This window comes from Pedobacter heparinus (assembly GCF_032678725.1).
In the GTDB taxonomy this organism is placed as follows: domain Bacteria; phylum Bacteroidota; class Bacteroidia; order Sphingobacteriales; family Sphingobacteriaceae; genus Pedobacter; species Pedobacter heparinus_A.
This window is the reverse complement of record NZ_JAVTSC010000004.1, coordinates 200,626-224,801: the sequence shown is the minus strand read 5'-3', so window position 1 is coordinate 224,801 and position 24,176 is coordinate 200,626. Positions and strand designations below refer to the sequence as shown.

At 41.1% G+C, this 24,176-nt stretch carries 21 protein-coding genes and 1 riboswitch; of the genes, 12 read left to right on the top strand and 9 right to left on the bottom strand.

Translation table 11 applies throughout. The features are described 5' to 3' along the window. Together R2Q85_RS08280 and thrC are read left to right on the top strand one after the other, a co-directional pair. Window positions 1-936 (top strand): homoserine kinase, encoded by a 936-nt coding sequence (locus tag R2Q85_RS08280; RefSeq protein ID WP_316811294.1) that lies wholly within the window; start codon window positions 1-3, stop codon window positions 934-936. A gap of 11 nt (window positions 937-947) precedes the next feature. After that, a complete protein-coding gene (gene thrC / locus R2Q85_RS08275; RefSeq protein WP_316811293.1) occupies window positions 948-2,267 on the top strand; it encodes a threonine synthase in 1,320 nt (439 codons plus the stop codon). Here thrC and R2Q85_RS08270 read toward each other — a convergent pair. From R2Q85_RS08270 to metH, 3 genes are all read right to left on the bottom strand, one after another. After that, a complete protein-coding gene (locus tag R2Q85_RS08270; protein WP_316811292.1) occupies window positions 2,245-2,679 on the bottom strand; it encodes an META domain-containing protein in 435 nt (144 codons plus the stop codon). The genes thrC and R2Q85_RS08270 overlap by 23 nt on opposite strands. A gap of 71 nt (window positions 2,680-2,750) precedes the next feature. Next, window positions 2,751-3,707 (bottom strand): methylenetetrahydrofolate reductase [NAD(P)H], encoded by a 957-nt coding sequence (metF, locus tag R2Q85_RS08265; RefSeq protein WP_316811291.1) that lies wholly within the window; start codon window positions 3,705-3,707, stop codon window positions 2,751-2,753. 52 nt (window positions 3,708-3,759) lie between these two features. After that, on the bottom strand, window positions 3,760-7,419 hold the full coding sequence (gene metH, locus R2Q85_RS08260) for a methionine synthase (RefSeq protein ID WP_316811290.1): 3,660 nt from the start codon (window positions 7,417-7,419) through the stop codon (window positions 3,760-3,762). 115 nt (window positions 7,420-7,534) lie between these two features. Beyond that, a riboswitch (SAM riboswitch) is annotated at window positions 7,535-7,644 on the bottom strand. 150 nt (window positions 7,645-7,794) lie between these two features. Between metH and R2Q85_RS08255 the strand changes: the two genes are divergently transcribed. From R2Q85_RS08255 to R2Q85_RS08245, 3 genes are all read left to right on the top strand, one after another. Beyond that, on the top strand, window positions 7,795-8,244 hold the full coding sequence (locus R2Q85_RS08255; protein ID WP_316811289.1) for an SRPBCC family protein: 450 nt from the start codon (window positions 7,795-7,797) through the stop codon (window positions 8,242-8,244). Window positions 8,245-8,540: 296 nt separating this feature from the next. After that, a complete protein-coding gene (locus tag R2Q85_RS08250) occupies window positions 8,541-9,236 on the top strand; it encodes a hypothetical protein (protein WP_316811288.1) in 696 nt (231 codons plus the stop codon). A gap of 576 nt (window positions 9,237-9,812) precedes the next feature. Continuing rightward, entirely contained in the window at window positions 9,813-10,943 is a 1,131-nt protein-coding gene (locus R2Q85_RS08245; protein ID WP_316811287.1) for a hypothetical protein, read from the top strand. A 178-nt stretch (window positions 10,944-11,121) separates the two neighbouring features. Here R2Q85_RS08245 and R2Q85_RS08240 read toward each other — a convergent pair whose 3' ends face one another. After that, window positions 11,122-12,030, bottom strand: coding sequence for a restriction endonuclease (locus R2Q85_RS08240; protein WP_316811286.1), 909 nt, complete (start codon window positions 12,028-12,030; stop codon window positions 11,122-11,124). Between the two features lie 490 nt (window positions 12,031-12,520). Between R2Q85_RS08240 and R2Q85_RS08235 the strand changes: the two genes are divergently transcribed. Beyond that, window positions 12,521-13,642, top strand: coding sequence for a restriction endonuclease (locus R2Q85_RS08235; RefSeq protein ID WP_316811285.1), 1,122 nt, complete (start codon window positions 12,521-12,523; stop codon window positions 13,640-13,642). 16 nt (window positions 13,643-13,658) lie between these two features. Here R2Q85_RS08235 and R2Q85_RS08230 read toward each other — a convergent pair whose 3' ends face one another. Next, on the bottom strand, window positions 13,659-15,386 hold the full coding sequence (locus tag R2Q85_RS08230; protein WP_316811284.1) for a toll/interleukin-1 receptor domain-containing protein: 1,728 nt from the start codon (window positions 15,384-15,386) through the stop codon (window positions 13,659-13,661). A 153-nt stretch (window positions 15,387-15,539) separates the two neighbouring features. On the opposite strand from R2Q85_RS08230, the gene R2Q85_RS08225 reads away from it, so the two are divergent. After that, window positions 15,540-15,845 carry a hypothetical protein gene (locus tag R2Q85_RS08225; protein ID WP_316811283.1) on the top strand — a complete coding sequence of 102 codons (306 nt, stop codon included), beginning with the start codon at window positions 15,540-15,542 and terminating at the stop codon, window positions 15,843-15,845. 26 nt (window positions 15,846-15,871) lie between these two features. On the opposite strand, the gene R2Q85_RS08220 is transcribed toward R2Q85_RS08225, so the two are convergent. Then, window positions 15,872-16,045, bottom strand: a complete 174-nt coding sequence (locus tag R2Q85_RS08220) for a hypothetical protein (protein WP_316811282.1) — start codon at window positions 16,043-16,045, stop codon at window positions 15,872-15,874. Window positions 16,046-16,231: 186 nt separating this feature from the next. Between R2Q85_RS08220 and R2Q85_RS08215 the strand changes: the two genes are divergently transcribed. From R2Q85_RS08215 to R2Q85_RS08200, 4 genes are all read left to right on the top strand, one after another. Next, complete coding sequence (locus R2Q85_RS08215; protein WP_316811281.1) at window positions 16,232-16,615, top strand: hypothetical protein; 384 nt, start codon at window positions 16,232-16,234, stop codon at window positions 16,613-16,615. Between the two features lie 200 nt (window positions 16,616-16,815). Beyond that, window positions 16,816-17,487 carry an RNA polymerase sigma-70 factor gene (locus R2Q85_RS08210; protein ID WP_316811280.1) on the top strand — a complete coding sequence of 224 codons (672 nt, stop codon included), beginning with the start codon at window positions 16,816-16,818 and terminating at the stop codon, window positions 17,485-17,487. Window positions 17,488-17,677: 190 nt separating this feature from the next. Continuing rightward, a complete protein-coding gene (locus R2Q85_RS08205; protein ID WP_316811279.1) occupies window positions 17,678-18,763 on the top strand; it encodes a FecR family protein in 1,086 nt (361 codons plus the stop codon). Window positions 18,764-18,979: 216 nt separating this feature from the next. Continuing rightward, window positions 18,980-20,602: a DUF6266 family protein gene (locus R2Q85_RS08200; RefSeq protein ID WP_316811278.1), complete on the top strand. Its 1,623-nt coding sequence runs from the start codon at window positions 18,980-18,982 to the stop codon at window positions 20,600-20,602. Between the two features lie 45 nt (window positions 20,603-20,647). Here R2Q85_RS08200 and R2Q85_RS08195 read toward each other — a convergent pair whose 3' ends face one another. Together R2Q85_RS08195 and R2Q85_RS08190 are read right to left on the bottom strand one after the other, a co-directional pair. Continuing rightward, a complete protein-coding gene (locus R2Q85_RS08195; RefSeq protein WP_316811277.1) occupies window positions 20,648-21,223 on the bottom strand; it encodes a hypothetical protein in 576 nt (191 codons plus the stop codon). 1 nt (window position 21,224) lies between these two features. Continuing rightward, window positions 21,225-21,683 (bottom strand): SgcJ/EcaC family oxidoreductase, encoded by a 459-nt coding sequence (locus R2Q85_RS08190; RefSeq protein ID WP_316811276.1) that lies wholly within the window; start codon window positions 21,681-21,683, stop codon window positions 21,225-21,227. 117 nt (window positions 21,684-21,800) lie between these two features. On the opposite strand from R2Q85_RS08190, the gene R2Q85_RS08185 reads away from it, so the two are divergent. Beyond that, complete coding sequence (locus R2Q85_RS08185) at window positions 21,801-22,778, top strand: AraC family transcriptional regulator (RefSeq protein ID WP_316811275.1); 978 nt, start codon at window positions 21,801-21,803, stop codon at window positions 22,776-22,778. Window positions 22,779-22,847: 69 nt separating this feature from the next. On the opposite strand, the gene R2Q85_RS08180 is transcribed toward R2Q85_RS08185, so the two are convergent. Further along, complete coding sequence (locus tag R2Q85_RS08180) at window positions 22,848-24,170, bottom strand: glycosyl hydrolase family 28 protein (protein ID WP_316811274.1); 1,323 nt, start codon at window positions 24,168-24,170, stop codon at window positions 22,848-22,850. Window positions 24,171-24,176 lie beyond the last annotated feature (6 nt).

The following is a 24,176-nucleotide window of genomic DNA, read 5'->3' as shown; positions in this document are numbered from 1 at the left end:
ATGAAAAGATCAATAAAAGTTTTCGCTCCGGCAACAGTGGCCAATGTGGTATGTGGTTTTGACATACTGGGCTTTGCCGTAAATGAACCTGGGGATGAGGTCATCATGCGCCTTACCGATAAACCTGGGGTTTCCCTGTCAAAAATTACAGGCGATGAAGGCCGTTTACCTTTAGATCCTGATAAAAATACGGTTAGTGCCATTGCAAAGCATTACCTGCAGCATATCGGTAAACCCGATACCGGCATTGAAATAGAGCTGCACAAAAAAATGCCTATAGGTAGCGGACTTGGATCCAGTTCGGCCAGTACCGTTGCCGGACTGTTTGCCATCAACAGCCTGTTTGATAACCAGCTGAGCAATAAAGAACTCGTTCCGTTTGCCATGAGAGGCGAAGAACTGGCCTGCGGTTATGGCCATGCTGACAATGTAGCCCCTGCCTTGCTGGGTGGTTTTGTCTTGATCAGGAGTTACAGCCCGCTAGACATCATCAGTTTGCCTTTTCCGACTGATCTGCATGCTGCTATTGTTTATCCTGAGGTGGATGTGCCCACCAAAGATGCAAGACAGATGATCCGTTCCAAGGTTTACCTGAAAGATGCAGTAACCCAGTGGGGCAATGTAGCTGGCCTGGTGAGCGGCTTGTTCATGAACGATTACGAGCTGATTGGCAGGAGCATGACCGATGTACTGGTAGAGCCAACCCGGGCCATCCTCATCCCTGATTTTTATACCCTAAGGGCTATGGCCATGCAGGCAGGAGCTATTGGTTTTGGAATTTCCGGTTCGGGCCCCTCTGTGTTTGCGCTTACAAAAGACAGCACGACCGCAAAACAAATTACAGAACGCCTGCAGCAGCATTTAAAAAGCCTGTCTATCAACAGCTTGGCATTCGTTTCTGAAGTGAATAAAAAAGGACCGGTAATATTAGATTAGACCTATACAAAATGAAATTATACAGTACCAATAACCATAACCTAAGCGTAGATTTTCCAACTGCGGTTTTCAACAGTATGCCCCTGGACAAAGGCTTGTACATGCCGGGTCATATCCCACAGCTGGACCAGGAATTTATAGCTCATATTGACCAGTATACACTCCCGCAGATTGCGTTCAAAGTTGCGTCGGCACTTTTACAGGATGCCATCCCTTCAGCGGATCTTAAAGCGATCATCGACGATGCCATCAACTTCGATGCCCCGGTCGTTAAGCTGGCGGACAACGATTTTGTGCTGGAGCTTTTTCATGGACCTTCCCTTGCCTTTAAAGATTTTGGGGCAAGGTTTATGAGCCGCATTATGGGCTATTTTTTAAAAGAAAACGAAAAGACCTTAGATGTCCTGGTGGCCACTTCCGGCGATACCGGTGGGGCAGTAGCCCTTGGCTTTTTAGGCGTGGCCAATACCCGCGTAACCATTCTTTATCCAAAGGGGAAAGTGAGCGATATTCAGGAACTGCAGCTCTGCACCAATGGACAGAACATCCATGCGGTAGAGGTTGAAGGCACTTTTGACGATTGCCAGCACCTGGTAAAACAGGCCTTTGCAGATGAAGCGCTCCATCAAAAACTGCGCCTTACTTCCGCCAATTCCATTAACATTTCCAGGCTGATCCCGCAAACATTCTATTATTTCAATGCCTATGCGCAATTGCGTAGGCAAGGTAAAAAAGACGTCGTATTTGTGGTGCCGAGCGGAAACTTTGGTAATATTGCTGCAGGTTTACTGGCCTATAAAATGGGCCTACCTGTAAAGCAATTTATAGCCGCTACCAACGTAAACGATACCGTGCCACGCTTTTTGGAAAGCGGGATATATGAACCCAGGCCATCTGTTCAAACCTATGCCAACGCGATGGATGTAGGCGCCCCAAGCAACTGGGTACGGATCATGGATATGTTTAACAATGATAAGGCGGCTTTACAGGAAGTAATGAAAGGCTACCGTTTTACCGATAATGAGACACTGGAAGGTATTAATGCCATCTACAATGAATTTGATTACATTGCCTGTCCGCATACCGCTATAGCCTGGCTGGCCTTACAACAATACAGGATGGCAACCGGAGACCAGGAATCGGCAGGTGTTTTTCTTTCCACTGCCCATGCCTGCAAGTTCCCGGATGTTTTTCCGGAAGAAATAAAGGTAAATATTGAAATTCCTGATCAGGTGCAATGTCTTGCTACCAAAGAAAAACAGGCAACCGCAATGGACACCAGTTTTGAATCCTTTAAAAATTACCTGCTTACTTCTTATGGAAACGCATAACGGCGATATCTCCCATCATAAAATTCAGGGTGGTATCACTTGTAATGGCATAAGTACTTGCTTTTTTTAGCATTTCCACAAAAATGGCCTCCCCTTCACCAGGGCAGGCCATTTTTGTCATGATAAAAGGTTTGGTAAAATTAATCGTTGTATCGTCTGCGCTCAGTTCACCCGAAAAAGAATTGCAACTGGTATTGCCGCTAAATCTTTTCTCGGTAACGTCGAACTTTATAGTCGGTTTTTTCCCCGGATATAATCCATTGAATGCTATTCTGGGTCCTGATATATAATTGAGCTCCCAGGTGCCGCCCAGTTGCGATAGTCCACCATTACCAATAGATCCGGGTTTCATCGTTGTACAAGCACTTAAAGTGCCTGTTGCAACCAGCAATAATAGCATCAGTCTGTTCATATCCAAATATTCTTATAGAACATGAAGGTACAAAGAGTATTCCAGAAATCACATCAACCCAAATTTCAACGTTAAAATACAGCCTGGGCAATCCTTTTCGTCGGCTCCGGATTTCCCATGGTATAGAAATGCAGTACCGGTGCACCCATTGCTTTCAGCTCATTGCACTGGTTGATCATCCATTCAATACCCACTTCCTTAACCTCCTTCTCTGATTTACAGCTTTGTACGGCTTCGCTCAGTTCCAGCGGAATGTCCAGGTGAAATATTTTAGGCAGGCTGATCAGTTGCTTGCTGTTGGTGATCGGCTTTAACCCCGGTATGATGGGTACATTAATGCCGTTTTCTCTGCACTTGTCTACAAAAGCCTTATATTTCTTATTGTCGAAGAACATCTGGGTCACAATAAAATCAGCCCCGGTATCTACTTTATGTTTCAGGTATTTGAAATCGGTATCCAGGTTTGGCGATTCGAAATGTTTTTCCGGATAACCTGCCACCCCGATACAGAAATCGGTTTTTTCCGCACTTTCCATATCGTCATGCAGGTACCTGCCTTTGTTCATGTCTACCACATGTTGCAGCAGTTCCGAAGCGTAGGCATGGCCATTCGGCGTAGGGATAAAAGAACTGTCGCTTTTACGCGCATCACCTCTCAGTACCAGTACATTGTCAATCCCCAGAAACTGGAGGTCGATCAATGCATTTTCTGTTTCGTCTTTTGTAAAACCGCCACAGATCAAATGGGGTACGGCATCTACCTTGTATTTGTTCATGATGGCGGCACAGGTAGCTACCGTACTGGGACGTTTGCGGTAAGCCACTTTCTCCAGCAGTCCATTGGCATGTTGTTTATAAATATAATCTTCGCGAAGATAGGTTACGTCAATAAAAGGGGGGTTAAACTCCATTAAAGGGTCTATGGCGTCAAAAATCCCTTTAATGCTTTGTCCTTTAATTGGCGGCAACAGTTCAAATGAGAATAAGGTTTTTCCTTTGGCGTTATTAATATGATCTACAATCTTCATGTTTAAGGTTTCCGTGTATCGGTTGTCAATTTAGCTATAATTATCAATGCGTTTAGTAGGCAAGATTAGGGCTCAGCCATCTTTCCGCTTCCTCAATCGGCATATTTTTGCGTACCGCATAATCTGTTACCTGGTCTTTGGTAATTTTACCCAAACCAAAATACCTCGATTGCGGATGTGCAAAGTAAAAGCCACTTACCGCTGCGGTAGGGTACATGGCATAGCTCTCCGTAAGGCTAAGGCCAATTCTCGCTTCTGCATCCAGCAGTTCAAATAAAGTACCTTTTTCAGTATGCTCCGGACAGGCAGGATAACCCGGTGCCGGGCGGATACCAGCATATTCTTCCTTAATCAAGGCTTCATTATCCAGGTGTTCATCCTTTGCATACCCCCAGTAGTCTTTACGCACCAGCTCATGCAGGCGTTCGGCAAAAGCCTCCGCCAGCCTGTCGGCCAGTGCTTTGGCCATAATGCTGTTGTAATCGTCATAAACCGCTTCAAATCCGGCAACCAGCTCATCACAGCCTATACCTGCGGTAAGAGCAAAACCTCCAAAATAATCAGGGATGCCCGTTTCTTTTGGTACTACAAAGTCAGACAAAGCATAATAAGGCTGATCCGCTGTTTTTTCTGCCTGCTGACGAAGCGTGTGGATCACAACTTCTTTCCCTTCAACATTTAAAACAATGTCATCACCTACTGCATTTGCCGGCCAAAATCCAATCACCGCTTTAGCCCTCAGCAATTTTTCGTCTACTATCCTTTTTAACAGCGTTTTTGCATCATTGAACAGTTTTTTTGCTTCATCACCAACCACCTTGTCTTCCAGTATCCTTGGGTAAGCGCCACGCAGTTCCCAGGTTTGAAAGAAAGGTGTCCAGTCGATATAGGGAACCAGTTCTTCCAGCGGATAGTCTTCAAATACCTTTGTCCCTGTAAATGTAGGAGCAGGTGCTACCAAAGCAGTATCGATTTTAAAATTGTCTTTGCGGGCTTCTTCAAGCGTTTTGAAACGTTTATCAGAACGTTTGTTTAAATGTGCTTCACGTGCCTTGTCGTACTCCGCACGGATCCCTGCAATATAGTCACCCCTGGTTTCCTTGTTCATTAAAGTGCTGGCCACCGTTACACTTCTGGAAGCATCCAGTACATGTATGGCCGGGCCAGAATAGTTTGGCGCTACTTTTACAGCTGCATGGATACGGGAAGTGGTCGCTCCACCAATCATTAAAGGAATGCTGAAGCCTTCACGTTCCATTTCTTTGGCAAAATGCACCATTTCATCCAGTGAAGGGGTAATCAAACCACTTAAGCCGATGATATCTGCATTGATCTCTTTGGCCTTTTTAATGATATCCTGTGCAGGAACCATCACCCCCATGTCTACGATCTCGAAATTGTTGCAGGCCAGTACTACGCCAACAATGTTCTTTCCAATATCGTGTACATCACCTTTTACCGTAGCCATCAGTATTCTTCCGGCAGAAGAATACTGGTCCTGATCCGGGTTGTCCAGTTTTTCCTGTTCGATAAATGGCAGCAGGTAAGCTACAGCTTTCTTCATTACACGGGCAGATTTCACCACCTGTGGTAAAAACATTTTTCCGGCACCGAACAGATCGCCCACGATGTTCATCCCATCCATTAACGGCCCTTCGATAACCTGGATCGGACGGTCGTATTTCTGGCGGGCCTCTTCTACGTCGGCATCCAGGTATTCTATAATTCCTTTAACCAGGGAGTGCGATAACCTTTCCTCTACACTTGTTTTACGCCATTCCTCGTCCCTTACAATTTCTTTTCCTTTAGATTTGATGGTGTCTGCAAATTCAACAAGACGCTCAGTTGCATCCTCTCTGCGGTTTAGCAATACGTCCTCCACCAGCACCAAAAGTTCCGGCGGAATTTCCTGGTAAACTTCCAGCATTCCAGCATTTACAATCCCCATATCCAGGCCGGCCTGGATCGCATGGTATAAAAATGCAGAGTGCATGGCCTCGCGGACAGTATTATTGCCCCTAAAAGAGAAGGAAATGTTGGAGACCCCACCACTCACTTTGGCATAAGGCAGGTTTTCTTTGATCCAGCGGGTTGCATTGATGAAATCAACTGCATAATTGTTGTGTTCTTCCAAACCCGTAGCTACCGTAAGGATGTTCGGGTCAAAAATGATATCCTGGGCCGGAAAGCCAATTTCGTCAACCAAGATATCATAAGATCTTTTACAGATCTCTTTTCTCCGTTCAAAATTATCTGCCTGACCGAGTTCATCAAAAGCCATCACCACTACAGCAGCGCCATAAGTCATGATCTTACGGGCACTTTCCCGGAATTTATCCTCTCCTTCTTTCAGTGAGATGGAGTTTACGATCCCTTTGCCCTGTAAACATTTTAAGCCAGCCTCAATTACTGTCCATTTGGAAGAATCGACCATGATGGGTAATTTGGAGATGTCTGGTTCAGATGCGATCAGGTTCAGGAATTTCGTCATCGAAGCTTCCGAATCGATCATCCCTTCATCCATATTTACATCGATCACCTGCGCACCACCTTCCACCTGCTGACGGGCAACCGCCAATGCAGCTTCAAAATCGCCGCCCAGGATCAGCTTACTGAACTTTGGCGATCCGGTAATGTTGGTCCTTTCGCCAATATTGACGAAAATACTTTCCGGTGTAATAGTTACCGGTTCCAGACCACTTAAGCGCAAATAAGGCTTAATATACGGTATTTTACGGGGTTCCACATTTTTCGCTTTTTCGGCAATGCAGCCAATATGATCGGGGGTAGTGCCACAGCATCCACCTACTATATTTACAAAACCATGCTGGATGAAATCTTCCACCAGATGGGCGGTTTCATGCGGCATCTCATCATAAGCGCCAAACTCATTTGGCAAACCCGCATTCGGATAGGCCGAAACATAGCATCCTGCCTTAGCAGAAAGCTCTTCAATATGCGGTCTCATGTCTTTGGCACCTAAAGCACAGTTAAAACCAATGCTCAGGGGATTGGCATGCATTACAGAGTTCAGAAAAGCTTCGGCAGTTTGTCCGGACAAAGTTCTTCCCGATGCATCGGTAATGGTACCAGAGATCATGATCTCTATTTTACGGCCAATTTCGGTCTCATATTTCTTGATGGAAAATATAGCGGCTTTAGCATTCAGGGTATCAAAAATGGTTTCAATAAGGAGCAGATCCGAACCTCCATCTACCAATCCGCGTACCTGTTCGTCGTAAGCTTCAACCAGTTCATCAAAAGTAATGGCGCGGAAACCCGGGTCATTTACATCAGGCGAAATGGATAATGTTCTGTTGGTAGGGCCTACGGCACCAGCTACAAAACATTTGCGTTCCGGATGGGCAGCCATAAATTCATTTACCGCTTCCCTGGCAATTTTTGCCCCTTCAAAACTCATTTCATACGCAAGCGGCTCCATCTGGTAATCGGCCAGGGAAATGCGCTGGGTGCTGAAAGTATTGGTTTCAATAATATCCGTACCCGCTTTTAAATACTCGGTATGAATTGCTTTAATGACATCCGGACGGGTGATGTTCAGCATGTCATTGTTCCCTTTTACGTCACAAGGGTGATCTTTGAAGCGTTCACCCCTGAAATCCTCTTCAGTTAAGGTGTAACGTTGTATCATGGTGCCCATTGCACCATCAATGATCAGGATACGTTTTTCTAACTCTTTTCTGATATCCATTTAACAATAATGATATGAGCAGGCAATAAGCTAAAGTTGATAGAGGCCATGGCCTAAACAAGTGCCGAACCTATTGCATACAAAGCTTATGTGAGATTTGGGATGGAAGCTTTTCCACTTATCTGTCAGGAAGTACAGCTGCATTTCCTGTAGAATGTAGCACCTTGTAAGCACAGGTTGCTAAGACTTCGCAGGGTCTAATCCCTCCGTCTTTCTCTATAAGCATTGCAAAGGTGCAACAAAGAAAAATCATTTCCAAAAAAATGGAGGTTAAAGCCAATAAAATTGTCGCAATTTGACTGTAAATTGTCGTATTTGGCCTCTTTAAATAGCCCTTTTTACCAGGATATTTGTTAAACACTAAAAGTTAATATCATGTCAGACAACAAAGTTTCATTACACAGAGTTATTAAGGCATCTCCTGAAAAGGTATATCGTGCCTTCACTGAAAGCACAGCAATTGCTTCATGGTTGCCTCCATACGGTTTTCTTTGTACGGTACACGAGATGGATGTTAAGGTAGGCGGCACTTTTAAAATGTCGTTTCACAATTTTACAACCGGTAACGGTCATTCATTTGGCGGCGAATATCTGGAGGTTAAACCCAACGAGTTTTTAAAGTATACCGACAAGTTCGATGACCCGAACCTGCCTGGAGTTATGACAACATCCATTTGGTTTCAAAAAACATCGGTAGGTACAGAACTGAAGGTACTTCAGGAAGGAATACCTGCGGTGATACCAGCCGAAATGTGCTATCTGGGTTGGCAGGAATCATTGGAAAAACTGATTAAACTGGTAGAGCCTGAAATACCGGATGCATAATTGATATACGAGAACATTAATTTAGATGACGGGGAGTGGTCGGTATGACTGTTGCCCGTTTTTTATGGCTACTAGGTTGAGAAATTATGTATCTCATTTTTGAATGATCTTATTTGTTTTTTGAAATATTATTTTTACTTTCGGGTAAGGAATCTAGCGCCCCAGTTGTGAGTGACTGAAAATACTAGGTTAAATCAACAATTGACAAGTCAAACAGCAAATTTAGTTAAACAGCTGGCTTGGTTATCTTTAAACACTCACGACAACTATAAAGTCCGGCTATTACACTAATTGCTATGAAGCTTGAAATTACAAAAGCATGCGCTGATTCCTTGCGCACCTTCACCCAAAACAATTACGGAATCCAGTTAAAACCCACACATGCACATGAAATTGTGGCGGCTTATTTCGGATATTCGTCTCGTGCAGCGCTGCTTGCCGACAAAAAATGTCCCATTGAAACCCTAAAGGATGCGGAACTGATTATCTTAAATCATCCAATGCAGCGGATAGAACAGCGCCTAAAAACCTTGGCAAACCTACCATCAGGGCTTCCTTCCAACGATATTCTTGCAGCGACAGTTTACAAGACAATTATCACCAACGAACAATTGTCCGAGAAAGTCTGGGCAGATTTCAAAGAGATGGCGATAGCCTATGCCGAAGATAGGGTATTTCATAATGAGAAAATGATGAGAATGATCGGAATTGACGGATTTGACCAAAGGGAGCTGGGCTGGCTTATCCACGTCGATATTAAAACGTTGGAAACCGATGTAATGCTGACTGTGACATACGATTACCCTGCAAAGACAGAAAAACCGAGCAGACATGCATCTGTAGCTGTAACGCTTCCACGTATTTCGGGAAATATTGGTTATGGTGAACCCAAAGTCCTTCCAACCTTTTATAATGGCCATTTTAGCGACCCAAACTTCCGGCTAAGACACGCAGACGAGTTACTATCATCAGGGATGATCCCCATGTTATAGTAGCTTAAGGCGCTCCAGAATTTAATTACTTCACCATGTGAGTTAAGTTCTGGCGATCCTGGGTAGCTAAAAATTCAAGTTGCTAACCCCACTCTGTTCGAGTGGGGTTTTTATTTGCACGATTCATGCTTGTATATTTCGGTGAAAGCGAAAACTAGCTTAGTGTCAAGCAGAAAAAGCTAATTGACAAACTATGTAAAAAGTTTGTTTTCAGATAGCATGTTTACCATCAAAAGTGGGGAAGAACCAATATCATCGGAATATGCAATTAACTATTAATGACGTCAATTTCGTATCTTGCATCCTAGTAATTAACGCATCCAAGATGAGAACGCAAAAACTAGGACAAAGAAAATGTCTAAATAGAATTTTTAGTCAGTATTAATGCTCGAAATTTTCAGCACCCGCGAAATTGCCATTGGAATTTGGGGTGTAATTTTGATAACAGTTATTTCATTAACCACTGTCCGGAAATCATTTTCTGGGGTGCTTACGGCTTTTTTAAATCCTAAAATCCTTATCACAATTGCTTGGGTAGTTGGCTATGTGGCCTGCTGTGTATGGCTTTTGTACTCAATGAAACTGTGGACTGTTAGTCTTTTAAAGGATACTATATTATGGGTAATCTTTGTAGGAATAGGGACATTGTTCAAAATGAACACCATCATTAAGGATAAAGATTACTTTAAAAATGCTGTTAAGGATAATCTCAAATTTATGGCAATCCTGGAGTTTGTGATTGGTCTTTACAATTTTAGTATATGGGTTGAATTATTGATTGTGCCGATAACCGCATTTGTGGCCATATTGGTTGGTTTTACTGAGAAAAGCAACAAGTATGAGAAGCTTTATAAGCTTTTCAACAATATTTTGATCTTTTTCGGATTGGCGCTCATCTTAAGGGCCTGTTTTTTAGCTGTTATACATTTTGACGAGTTCGCCACAACAGATCATTTGCGTGAATTCTTATTTGGCCCTATACTATCAGTGCTTTTTTTGCCATTTATCTATTTGATGTCTGTTTATATGCAATATGAAGATGCTTTTGCCAGGGTAAAGTTTGTGTTGCAATCACCTGAGCGTTTCAGTTATGCCAGAAGAAAAGCTTTCTTAAAATTCCGTTTCGACATTGATGGTTTAAAAAGGTGGGCAAACGGACTACATCGGGGAAAGATAAAGAGCAATATTGACATTAACAATGATATTGAATTGATAAAGCAGAGACAGATTATCGAAAAGAACCCTCCAATAATAAGTGAAACCGAGGGGTGGTCTCCGTATTCAGCTATTAAATTTTTAAGTAATTTTGGCCTGGGGGCTGGATATTATAGTGCTGGATACGAGGATGAATGGAAAGCGGAATCTTCTTATGTTAAGATAGGGGATAGCTTACTATCGAATAAGATTATTTTTTATGTACGCGGATCTGAACGGATTGCAGACAACCTTGAACTTGTGTTGAGTGTATTTACCCCGAATAAAACTTATGATTATCATGCTGACCTCCTAAACATCTCAATGGTGCTATATGAAAAGGCAACGGGACAGATGATTCCTCCAAAGATCGCAAACGCGATTTTGAAGGAGCGGAATGTAAAAATTGATGAAGGCCAGTTTAGCGTTTCAGTTCGAAAATCTGATTGGGGTAATTCTACCGGTAGCTATGATTTGTTTTTTTGTATTGGACACAAAGCTGGGGAAAATTAGTTGCCTCTTGGCACTTTATCGCATTTTGTAGATATCAAGTCCTCAGGATTTTCTTCAGAATCTTTTAATATTGGGCAGTTCTCCCTGTCAAGTTATAACGCAGCATAGATGTAATACCACGGTTCTGCAAAATAGTATCCCAAATAGGAGGCGGTATAGTAATAAGGAATTTAAAATTTTATATTAGATCACTATACCTCATGAAAATATTACCAGTTTCACTCGCTTTTCTTCTTTTTTTGAAAAGTAAATCAGTCAAGCTAACTCTCCCGTCTAGTATAGCCATAATATCAGAGCCATCCATAATTATTATTGATTTAAAGAAAGGACTAATGGCTTCCGGCGTTACGCCATCGATAGTAACTAATAAGCCTACTGTTGTTTTGAATTTTGCTTCAACTTTTGCGCAGAATGTAGCTAGATCAGTTCGATTCACTTGGCTTTTCCACTTCGCTTCAAGAATAAAGTCGTTTCCTTGAAAAGTAAAAGCTCCATCAATCTGTTCTCCGTGCACTTTAAATGATTCTTTAGGCTCTAAATCATATATAAGGAAGAGTTCATATAAAAACTTTTCAAATTGATAACCTCGTTGTTGAAAATTTGAATTCGCAGATATTGTGAAAAACAATTCCTTGAGTTTAATTAACTCAGATTCTAATGATACTGCTTTTTGTATATTTTTGTCAGCTTCGGCTTTCCTAAGTTTTGCTTCTTCCTGTTCCTTAGTTATTTGAAAATAGCCTTTGGTTTGATTTCTTAAGTTTAGAACAGCTTGTTTGGCCTTTTTTGTCTTGCTGCCATCTTCGTCCCAGATAGTTAAATGGCTAAAGTCATTGAAGTCCGTTACTATAGTTAACAAATTCATCAAATCACTTCTGAACAAATCCTGTCTGTTACTCATTCTGTCAACGAGTTCGTTTATACTTTCCCTTTTTGTTGCACTCCAATCTATGGTGCCAATTATAGCCGGATTATCTATTGACAACCTCACAAAATCTTTAAGGTCGGTTTTTTTCCAAAAAATTACTGAAAGAGCCTCTTTTAGTGCAAGGATAGCCGTCGGAGAGATTTTCTTTGTCTCGTTCATTTTGACTTATTTGGTAAAGTAATGCAGCATAGCGTTCAAATGTATCTATTTAACAATCATAATCAAATTAGTTGTTTTGACTAATAAATAAGGTTAACTTTTAAAAAATATTCAGCAGCTAGATGAATTTGGATTGCCGTTACCAATTGCCCCCTTACGTTACACCTCAACAAGGGTCTGTTTTCGGGCTGCTGCGCATTTTACTCGTACCTTGCGCTTACCTTGTTCGCAAAATGGGTACTTTTTGCGAAGAAAGTGCGAACCAGGTATTGATCAGGTAATAAAGAGCTGGCAAGTAAATTCTAAGCGGTATAGCTTTTTTAGGAATGGACACGGGTCTTATAGCTTTTTTAGGAATGGACACGTGAACAGTTAAAATTCCTTAGCCTTTACAGCGGACGTTTTTTGTTTAACTAAGTTTACTTTTTGTAAATTACACGAACAAAGGGAAATCTCCTGTTTAGGTTTCGCATTCGTAAATGAAGAACATATGGGAACAAGTGGATCGTTCAGTCCGACAGCTTTATATTTTAATTCAGAAAATTTTGTCGGACGCGGGTCCGAACTGCAATTCCTTAAGACCAGAGTAATAGAAGAGAAAAAGCGGGTTGGAATAATTTCGGGGAGCAGGGGTATCGGTAAAACTTCATTGGCGCGTTGTTTTGCTGATATTAATTCTGCTTATTTCAACGAAGGTATAGAAGTAATAAGCTTGCCCTTAACCTTAAACAGCCTACCTAAGCTTAACCCTACCACAAAACTTGTACTATTCGATAATTTTGACAGAGTTCTGATCCCTGATGCCGCTCATCGGGTGCTGTCTTTCATCGATAGTAATCCAGATTTGCAATATTTGCTGATTGATAACGCGCCAGATGCCTTGCTGCAACGTCACGCAAATTTTCAGCTTACTCTTAATGCACTCTCTGAGGGGGATTCATTTCTTATGATGTTGAGGCTGCTGGAAGCTAGAATGTCGCAAAAAGAAGTAATGAACCTGGTGTCCCTTACTCAAGGGCATCCCTATTTGATTGGATTGATTGCTCATCATCTAAATGACCCTCACCGGAATTATACCGTTGAAGAGATAAAGGATGTCATCTGGCAGAATATTAATTTTCGTGGGCTAAAGGATATCAGTGGTCAAATAATTCCCTCCGGTAGTGCGGCTTACCTGCAAATTGCAACGGATATTCAGATTGTCAATGGATCGGCACTTACAAGGTTCAAACACCGCCCGGAGGAAATATTTAAGCTTACCCCAAGGGAATTTGAAGAAATGACTGCCGAACTTCTGGAAAAAAGAGGTTATAAAGTGGATTTGACCAAAGCCACAAGGGATGGAGGAAAGGATCTCATTGTAGCTCAGCATTCTGATCTCGGTAACTTTGTATATTATGTGGAATGTAAACATTACCGGCCTGATCGTCCGGTCGGTGTCAATCTGGTTAGAGAACTAGCCGGGGCAGTTTGGGTGGATAGAGTAACAGCGGGTATTGTGATTACTTCCTCCTATTTTTCGCCCGAAGCGGTTGAATTTTCAAATCAGATCAAACACCAAATGAACCTTGTAGATTTTATTAAGCTTCGGGAATGGTTTAATAAAATTTGAATCTGGAATTTTTACATTAAGCGTTCTGGATCTTGTTACTGGAATTGAAATGAACGTATTTCTTTTTGTGATCTACGTAACTAATATCTTTCCAGGGTGTACCATCGTTAAAATTCACGTAAAAATGTGGACAATTGTAAATGCCGTCTCCATCCATATCCCAGGCTACAATATCATCGTAGGCAATCGTTTTGATTACAGAAACATCCACCGCCTTAAGGTTGTCCGATGGTTCAGCGCTCCAGTTTCCTTTGTGATCTATGTAGATTTGTGTGTTTTCATTGCAAAACTCCATACCCAGATGGCTTGAGCCATGTATTTCTGCACCAGACCAGGTGGGTTGGGTATTTGGAATCATAGGCTGATCCGGGTAGGTATCATTTTCAGTAGTATGGATGATCATTCGAAATCGCTTTTTGACATCTTCCTTTTTATAATTCAACCATCCTGCAAAATCTTTACGCAGTTGTTTTTTCTTTTCAATCCGTTTAGCAATTAATTCGGCGGTTGTAGTTTCGGGGCCAGTTTTGTTTGTTTTTGCCTGCAGGTTGGCAAATGACGCAACTTCCCGTGATGGCAATGAGGGTTTGGCCTTTGAAACCGGAGATAAGACATATTCTGGCTGTGCTGTTAATTTTCTGAAAAGCGGATCCAGCCCCTTTTTTGAAATATCAATAACATCCCGTCCAATTAAGCCCATAGGTATGATGGAATCATCGTGTCCCTGGAAACTTACTAAAATATATTTGCGTGGATACTTGTCAATTTCACCCAGGATGATTCGGTATTCAACACCAACTCCACCCTGAAAGGCATCTGCTTTTTCTTTGTATCCCTTAGATAAGACGACAATGATGTGTTCGCTTTGCAGGAATGCTTCGTGCATCATCTGGTTAAAATTAGTTGATGTTTTTCGCTGACTAATGATTTTATCAATGTCTACATTAAAACCATTTTCACGCAATTCGTTTGCAAAACTGAAAACATGATCTTCATATTCCTGTGAATCCCAGCTATAGGAGATAAAGATTTGCTTATCCGTAGTGTTTTCAGCCAATTGGATGTCACCAGGTGCGCTATTAAAATCAGTTGCGTTTTTGGTAACTGAGGGTTCGGTGACTGATTTCCCAGATCCAGATTGCGCATTGCCAATAATAGAATATGTAAGATTTTCACCAAGTTCTTCCAAGTCCTCCTCACTAAAAAATTTACCCATAAACCCTTTCTTGCTTCCTTGTTCATTTCCGAGCTTTTTAAGTTCCCGGGCATTACGTTTAGCGGTGTTTTCAAAAATCTTGAGTGCATGGAACTTTTTCGGGCAGTAATTTTGCCCAGCTATGGTGAAATCCGGTTTTTCTTCCAGGTATGCATCTATAACAATTTGAAGCTGTTCCGCATCAATATCCAGTAAGTTGAAGCCACCCAAACTACCATTGATATAAATGTTGAAGCGTTGTACCGGCAACCTTGTTTCCACAGTTTTGTCAGTTCCTGAAAAATTAGATAAGGCAAAAAATTGGATACCCTCATTGGTTAACCCGACAGAGTGATTGTCTGTCGGATATTCATCCATTCCTTTGTCTTCTATTTGCAGGTAATTGAATGCAAATCCGATTTTAAAGAGATGATCTGCCCGATGCTTTTCAAGCCCAAGATCAGTATAGATTTTATACCATGCGAGTGGACTTTCTTTATATAGTACATTTAAAATGCGATCTAGATCTCTTTTATCATTTGCATCCATGCGTTAAAATCATTTTTTATGGTATAAAAGTAATTAAAAAGGTTTGTTAACTGGAACGTCCTTAACTGAGGGCATAAAATCGGCTGTTTTTTTATACGGATAATTTGCCGAGTCCTTAATTTGTCCGATATTTAAGGTTATAACCTTTATGGAATGACCAGCGTTACAGTACTTGCCATTGTTGATTTCGAAGCTCAGCCCGAGGCTGCGCTTACCCAGGTAATGACCGAAAGGCTGGAACGTTTTGCCAAAGAATTGCAAATTGATCTGGCAAAGGAACTGAGGGATGAAAAAGCTTGTGACGAACTCGTGGTTTATATCAGTTACAATAGCCATTACGCCATTCGTTGGATGGTGGTAAATGATGTGCAAGAGTTTATTATAGATATAGTTGGCCGTAAATGTGCCAGGCTGGGTTATATTGCCTGGAAAGGAGTGGATTTGTATAATTTTAGATGACTCATGGTTCTACGAAACTTAACAGGTTAACGTTTATAAATAGATCCGGTTTTTAATAACTGATCAGACATCTTTTTTAAAATGCGCAGCTTTTCCATTACGATGTTGTTTTTCTTTTTTAGTGCCGCCGATTTTTTAAAAAGTTCGGTAAAGCGCTGTTTATTGAGCTTTAAATCATCGTTTTCATTTACATTTTCCATATGGGATGGTTTAAAAGAATGAACACCAGGACTATTGCCTTAAAGATAAGCACATTAACAGTATAAAGCAATCAATTGATGGGCAAACTTTTATCGATGCTAAAAAATTGATTACCACCATATTGCAAATATTAAATAAGTTTGGGTTAACATGCTAACCAATAAAAATTCAAAACTAAAAAGACTATGGCAAGAGAACTCTCACGAGCTGACCAAAAAGCACTAAAAAAAAATCTGGATGAAAAATGTAACCAGGCTTATACAGATGTGTTAAAAAAATGCACCAAAATTGTTGATTCCTGGAAAACAAAACCACCAAAAAATCCTGTAAGCGCTTTTGCTAATTTATACCTCATGCTTGATAGCGAAGATTCCAGACTTGATCGGATTGCTTTTTATGAATATGATTATACAAAACTCACTAGAATTGTAGCAACTGGTTTGCTTACTGAAGGAGAAATGACAGGGTTATCTGAAAAAGGCCGGTTAAGGATAATGAAGGATGCAGAGGCATTTAGGCAAAAATATCTGAACCGGGCGGCTAAATCTGAAATGGACCTGGCTGTATAAATTGGCTGTATTGGAAAATTTATTTTCCTTCAAAAAACATGCTTTGGGCGCAGCTCAAAGCATGTTTTTTGATCTAAATACCCGAGTGTTAAGTATACACTATGAAAATAATTATTCGAAATTCTCACCTAGTAATGTGAATTATATATACACTTGCGAAATTTTTTAAGTAAATTTATACAGGGGATAAACCAATTATCATGAGTGCTTATAGCGCACATACTGACCAGGAATTAGCTGCTTTGTTAAAGCGGGCGGATGATGCTGCGTTTACCGAAATCTATCACCGATATAAAGGTGTATTGTATGTTCATGCGCTTAAATTGTTGAAAGATGAAGATGAGGCGCAAGATGTAGTTCAGGATCTTTACACAACCCTTTGGCAAAAAGCGGCAGATATTAATTTAGAAATTCCACTTAAAGCTTATTTATATAAAGCGGTAAAAAACCGAATTTTTGATTTGTTCTCTAGGCAAAAGCTCAGTGAAAATTACCTAGCTAAGTTTGCTGAGGTTGTAGAACAAGGCGTTTGGGTCACTGATGATAAAATCAGAGAGAAAGAGTTGATGGCAGCTATTGACGAAGGCATGGCACTAATGCCAGAAAAGATGCGCGAGGTTTTTGAGATGAGCAGGCTACTTAACATGTCTCATAAGCAAATAGCCTCGGAATTAGATATCTCTGACAAAACTGTTAAGACCCAGGTTCATAATGCCCTTAAAATTCTTAGACTTAAAATAAACTCTTTACTTTCTATTCTAGCTCTTTTCTGCTTAGTCCTATGCCTGTTTTTTTATCGGAAAAAGAGCTATGTTAATTTTTCGCAAATAAAATCTAAAATCATCTACACCCAAACGCTATCTCAACCGTAGTGTTATTAAAGGGGACTAAATATCACCTCCTGGCATTATGGATTCAGAAAGAATTAAAGAACTTTTGCAGAAACAACAGCTTAATCAGCTTACTGATCAGGAACAGGCTATTTTGGATACATGGTACCTTAAGTTGAGCCAAACTGAAAATGTTGACATAGATCATGAAGATATGAGCAATCGTTTGGAGATGGCTTGGGATGAAATTGATGTCAATAAAAAGTTGAAACAGAAATCTCGTCAGCTGCGATTGATTCGTGTATCATCAGCGGTAGCAGCTGCGGTTGCTATAGTTGTATTAGGTGTATATTTCTTTAATGCGCCCAGTCATCCCGAGGGAGGCGAAGCGACGAGGGATCTGTTGGTGAACGACATTGCACCTGGAGGTAATAAAGCAACGATTAAAATTGGTGATGGCGAAGCCATTACCTTAAGTGATAAACAAACAGGGGTAGTTGTAGGAGATGATTTAAGATATAGTGATAATTCGGTCGTCATCTCGAAAGAAGAGAGAGATCTCTTGAATAGCATAAACAAGAGGTCTCTCCCATACGGTCGAGATGACAGCAAGTCGCGGATGCTCACCGTTTCAACGCCGAGAGGTGGAACTTACCAGGTAACCTTACCAGACGGAACCAAAGTATGGCTTAACGCCGCTTCGGTTTTAACTTATACGATGCCGTTAAAAGAGCGTGGTGGTATACGAAAAGTTGAACTAAGCGGCGAAGCCTACTTTGAAGTTTTTAGGAATAAAAATCAGCCTTTTATAGTAACTGCCAAAAATTTGACAACAACGGTGCTGGGTACACATTTTAACATTAGCGCGTATGATGATGAAGGGAGTGCGAAAACAACGTTGTTGGAGGGTAGTGTGAAGGTAAACCATTTGTCATCCAGAGCGGATGCGAAGGATCTAGATCCCTCCAAAGTCGGGATGACAAAGGAGGCAAGAGATGATGTAATATTAAAACCCTCCCAGCAAGCCTCTGTCACGGGTAGCTCGGGGATAAGTATAAAACAAGTTGATCCTGAAAATATCATTGATTGGAAAAATAATGACTTTGTTTTTAATGGAACGGACTTTAAAACCGCCATGCGCAAAATAGCCAGGTGGTATAACGTAGAAATCATATATGACGATGATCTGCCGGAAAGTTTAGAGCCCGGCGGATGGATATCGAGAAAAAATAACATCTCTGTTGTGCTGAAAAGAATAGAAGCAAGTGGACAAGTTCACTTTAAAATTGAAGGAAGGAGGATAAGAGTAACGCGTTAGATTTTACGACAGAAATAGATGAAAAAGCCGGGAACGCTGAGCATTTCCGGCTGAAGATTGGCCAGGCCAATAAAATAATTAACCGATAACTGCAGCTGCCCTGACCGTGGAAAGTAACGGCATACTGCATTAACCAAACTACAAAGACAAATGTATAAAAATTATACTAAGAACCTTGGTATATCCAATGGGTATGTCAGTAAACTATTGCTAATTATGCGACTCACCACAGTTATATTAATAGCATCCCTGGTACAGGTAAGCGCCGCTACGTTTGCTCAGCGCATCACCTTGTCTGAGCGAAAAGCCTCACTGGAAAACATACTGAAAGAAATTCGTAAGCAAAGCGGGTACGACTTCTACTACGATAGGAAAGTGGTCGTTGCAAATAGACAGATCGCTATCAATGTAAAAGATGCTACGCTGGAGCAAACACTTAGTAAGGTGTTTGCAGGGCTACCGTTGGAATATACTATCGATGAAAAAATCGTAGTAATTAAGGAGAAAATGCCTTCCTTTCTGGATCGAATTGTCAGTGCTTTTAATACTGTTGACACTCGTGGGAAGATCGTTGGTGAAAACGGCGCTCCGATAGCAGGCGCGAATGTAAGTGTGAAAGGCACGAGTAAATCTGCGATTACTGATCAGAATGGCTCGTTTTATATTGCAGGAGTTGATGAGAGATCGATACTTGTGATATCGTACGTAGGATATGTTACTAAAGAAGTAGCCGCTGGGGCTACTTCTTTGGGAAATATTACTTTGATTATTGGAAGTTCTGATTTACAGGAAGTAACGATTAATAAAGGGTATTACAATACTACACAGCGATTAAATACTGGAAACGTAAGTTCAGTGAAAAGTGACGTTATCAGCAGGCAGCCAGTGAGTGATATTCTTACTGCTCTTGAAGGAAGGGTTCCAGGGCTTTACATTTCGCAGAATTCAGGCATCCCGGGAGGTTCATTTGTTATTAAACTGAGAGGTCAAAATAGTATAGGTAACGGAAATAATCCTCTATATGTTATAGACAATATTCCTTACAATACCACCAATGTACTCCAAAGCGGTATAGCGGGGGCAAATGGCGCAATTAATATTTTCTCAAGCATCAGGCCAAATGATATCGAAAGTATAGAAGTGTTGAAAGATGACAAAAGTCGACGAATAAACAAACAAATCATTATTAAACAAATTATCATGGCAACATATAAAAACGGAATAAACGGAGCCATCTCCGGCAAAGTAGGAAATGTAGTAGGAGCTACATGCAGGGGCATAGCCTATTTAAGATCACTACCAGAAACTATAAAGGCGCCAACAGAAAAACAGATTAATCAACGCCTAAAATTTGCTGTAGTGATGGGCTGGTTACAGCCGCTATTGAAGATCATCAATATAGGATATCAGATACTATCGGGGTACAAAACAAGTATGAACCGGGCGGTGTCTTATCACCTGACAGAAGCTGTTGTTGGAGATGCTCCCGATTACCAGATCGATTTTAAAAAGGCCATATTTAGCAGGGGAGAGCTATTGGTATCCTGGATACTGGAACTATTATGCCTTGTAAATGCCGTGCTGAGTATCAAATGGGACAATGGGCCAGCATCCGCATTTTGCAATGATGATGACCAGGCCAGCTTTGTCATTTACAATCCGGAAAAGGAAGCCTTTGTTACTTTTACAGATGTGGCAACAAGGCAGCAAAAGGAAGCAGTTTTACAACTGCCCGAAGATTTTGCGGGCGATACGGTACATTGCTGGCAACACTTTGTAAATGCAGCAGGCGATGCGGTAAGTACCAGCGTTTATTTGGGCGAGGTAATGGTAGGGTAAGTTATGTAACCTGGAAATATCCATCCGGTGGCGTGTAGATTACTTCTACTCTTTGTTTTTAATCATTTTCAGGCCTATAGCAACCATTGGGATAAACAACAACAGATCGCATAGATGCATCAATACTTCTACTCGGCTAACCCGGCTTGGCGGAAAAGAAATTGCGCCCAGGATCAACAAAAGAGCTATCCACCTGCGGCTAAGTTTTTTACGGTATAAATTGATTCCTAAAAGGAGTATGCTTAACGGGAATGCCGGCCCAATAGCAAAAAAGACCAACGTGAATATGGCAGGATGCTGCCTGGTGGCTATTTCAAGATCGGGTATAGTTATACCAAACAGTTCATTAAATACGCCGCGCATACCAAAGTTTACTGTAGCTACTGCACCAAAAAGATAAAGCAGAAATCCCCAGTGTACATAAGCTGGCATCATCTTACTGAATTTTTCAAATATCCCGTTAAACCCAAAGATGCTGAACGGTACCGTGAGGATCATTATAATACCTCCTGTGGCTGTAAATTCCTGTCCACGCATAAAAAAAGTTGCAGCTACCATTGCTGTGGCCGATATGATTAAGCTCATGCCTTGCCATTTTTGTTTGATTGTTTGATGTCTCATATTATTTAGCCATTTTTTTATCGATCCACATCATAAAGCGCATAAAAATATTGTAACCTATAATTCTGGTATTTTGAAAAGAGCAGATCTTCCATACTCCGTCTTGTTTTACCAGTACAGTGGTGTTTATCGATAATTTGTTAACCGGTGTTTTTTTGTGAAAACGAAGTTTTACAGCACCTCTTGCGATCATAACTGAAGTATTCCTGTCGGGAAATTTAATGGATAAAATTTCACCTTCCAGTGTCGCTCCTTTCATAAAATAGCTATTCCATAATGTACTGTGCAATTTGATATTAGCGTCAAGTCCTTTAATATGTTCGCCAATAAAAGTGATATAATCAACATCCGAGGTAAACAGGGATGAAAACAGGCCAACATCCTGTGTATCCCAGGCCTGCGCCAACTGATTGAAGATTTGGCGGATGATCATTTCATCTGTGCCGCTTGCGTGCTCCATACTTGTTTCGATTATTTAATAATTGCTAATTTTGATAACACAAAGGTATCAGGAGCGAAAAAAGCGGTGTTGTAAAATCGGGATACAGAGTTATAATATCAGGAGTAATACAGGTTCATGCCATTAAAAATAACAGATACACAAAACCAATCATCGCTGTTCAGCAACGATTATGTTGCCGGAGATTTTAACAGTGATAGACTGAAGGAAGATAGCATTGTACTGGAATTGCCTTTTGGTACGGCCAATATGAAACAATGGTATTTCACTGGTATACGTATGGCCTACAGCCAATGGCATTATAATAAAGCTGCAGAAACAGAATGGAAAGGAGCCCTGGATGTTGTTACGATGTACTTTAACCTGAAAGGCAAATGCTCGATTAAGCCCATGGGGATGGACAAGCCCCTGAAATATGAAAATCAGCAGCGTAATATATTTTATTCTGATGGTGGTACTGCCATTGTAAAAAATGATGAGCTGGTAACTGAAGTGTTTATAGTACAGTTTACCCGGGAAGCTTTTATCCGGCTTACTAAAGACATCAATACTATCCTTACTAATTTTGCCAATCATGTTGCAGAAGGCAAACAGGTGTGGCTTTCCGATACAAATCTTCCTATTGATATAGATACGGATATTATCATAAAAGCTATTCTGCAATGTAATTATCCTGATGATTTGAAAAAGATGTTCCTGCTTTCTAAAACAATTGAGCTGTTGGTACTGCAGGCAAAAACATTTGCCGCTGCAACCGAAACAAAAGATGCATTTATTAAAAGTGAATACGATAAACAGCGTATAACTTTTGTAAAGGAGGTCTTGATGAAAAATATGCAATCACCGCCAAACCTTTCACAACTAGCCATCATGGCAGGGATCAACGAATACAAACTTAAAAAAGGTTTCAAAGAAATGTTTGGCGTTTCCGTATTTGGCTATTTGTCGGATTTGCGGCTTAATACTGCCAAACAAGAATTGTTAAATAAAAAAAAGACAATTAGCGAGATTGCTTACGAAATGGGTTACTCGTCTATTCAGCATTTCAGCGCTGCATTTAAAAAGAAGTTTAATATTTCTCCACGAAATTTATAACCGAAACCTGCATTTGCCAAATACGAAATGCGTATCAAGAGATATCTTAAAATCTAATATGTAAAAAATCTATTTGATTCCTGAAGGTACCTTAACAAGATTTACTTCAGTTACATTTTTGATTAAAGTTTTATCAGTTGAATAGCTTACCGGTCCGGCAGCAGCCGTACCAGTATATATTCCGTTCATAAATGCGCAGTTTGCGATCGGTGATTTCACATCGATCAGGTTAAGTCCGTCTCCAACAATGTTCATGATGTAAATGTGATGGATCTGCCCGGGCAAAGGTGGTTTTCCGTAGGCCCGGTTGCCAAGCAATACGGTATATGGGCTTCCATTATACGGCGTTTGAATATTGGGGTCTGCTGCGGTAGTAACCCCATTGATGTAAATATGATGAATGCTGGCACTGTCACTAGCCCTGATCCCTACGCCGGTATAATTCGTTTTGATATTGGTAATGAACACCTGCTCAATATGATCTTCCGGACCGGTGTGTTTCGTAGAAGTGACCTGATAAGAGTTGATATTACCGTTTGAATGAAATTCCGGCCCCAGGTCAAGTGCCGAAAGGGCAATACAGTCATCGCCGTTGACAGCAGTAATATCATCTATCCGAAAATATTTACAGCCTTCCCTCAGGTTGATCGCATCGTTATTATAGGTGTATAACCTTTTGCCATTTAAGTCTCTGAATTGAGGCGTGTAAAACCGAAGGTTTGATAATTCGGCATGATGTACGCGCTCGAACGTAACCGCCCAGGCATGAGCATGTTCTATCCGTACATTTTTTAATTTAAAACCGTCAACATAGGCCATCAATATCATAAAGTTACGCCAGTCGGATTTCTGTTTCCTGTTTGCCTTACCAGCATCCGTACCGTAACTGCTGCGGTCTTTATTATGGCTAGGAGTAGTGGTCAGGCTTAGCTTTCTGAAGCCGTCTCCGGTTGCCCTGGGGTTGTTTGCACCTTTTAATACCACATCCCCAACGCCAATGATCGCGATGTTTTTGTTCCATATCGGATTCGTGATCCCAACACCCACATTATCACTGCGAAACATGTTGTCGCGACAACTATCTGACAGCTGGATCATGCAGTTTTCTAGAATCAAGGTCATCTCTGAAGGAAGCAATATGGCCTGGTCTATTTTCCAGATATTGGTTCCGTTCGCATTCCTTTGTGGAATGGTGATGCTGTTTGTATTGCCCTTCGCCGCGTTAACAGCCGCCTGTATACGCTGAGTATCACTGCCCTTAAAATCATTCGGCCCAATTGGGGCCAATGATGCTTTCAGGGTAATTTGTTTCTTTTGAACTCCGGTTTGGGCAGTTATAAATTGGGTAGAGGTAAGCAATGAAAGGCTGAGGAGGACGCAGTAAAATCTCATATCATT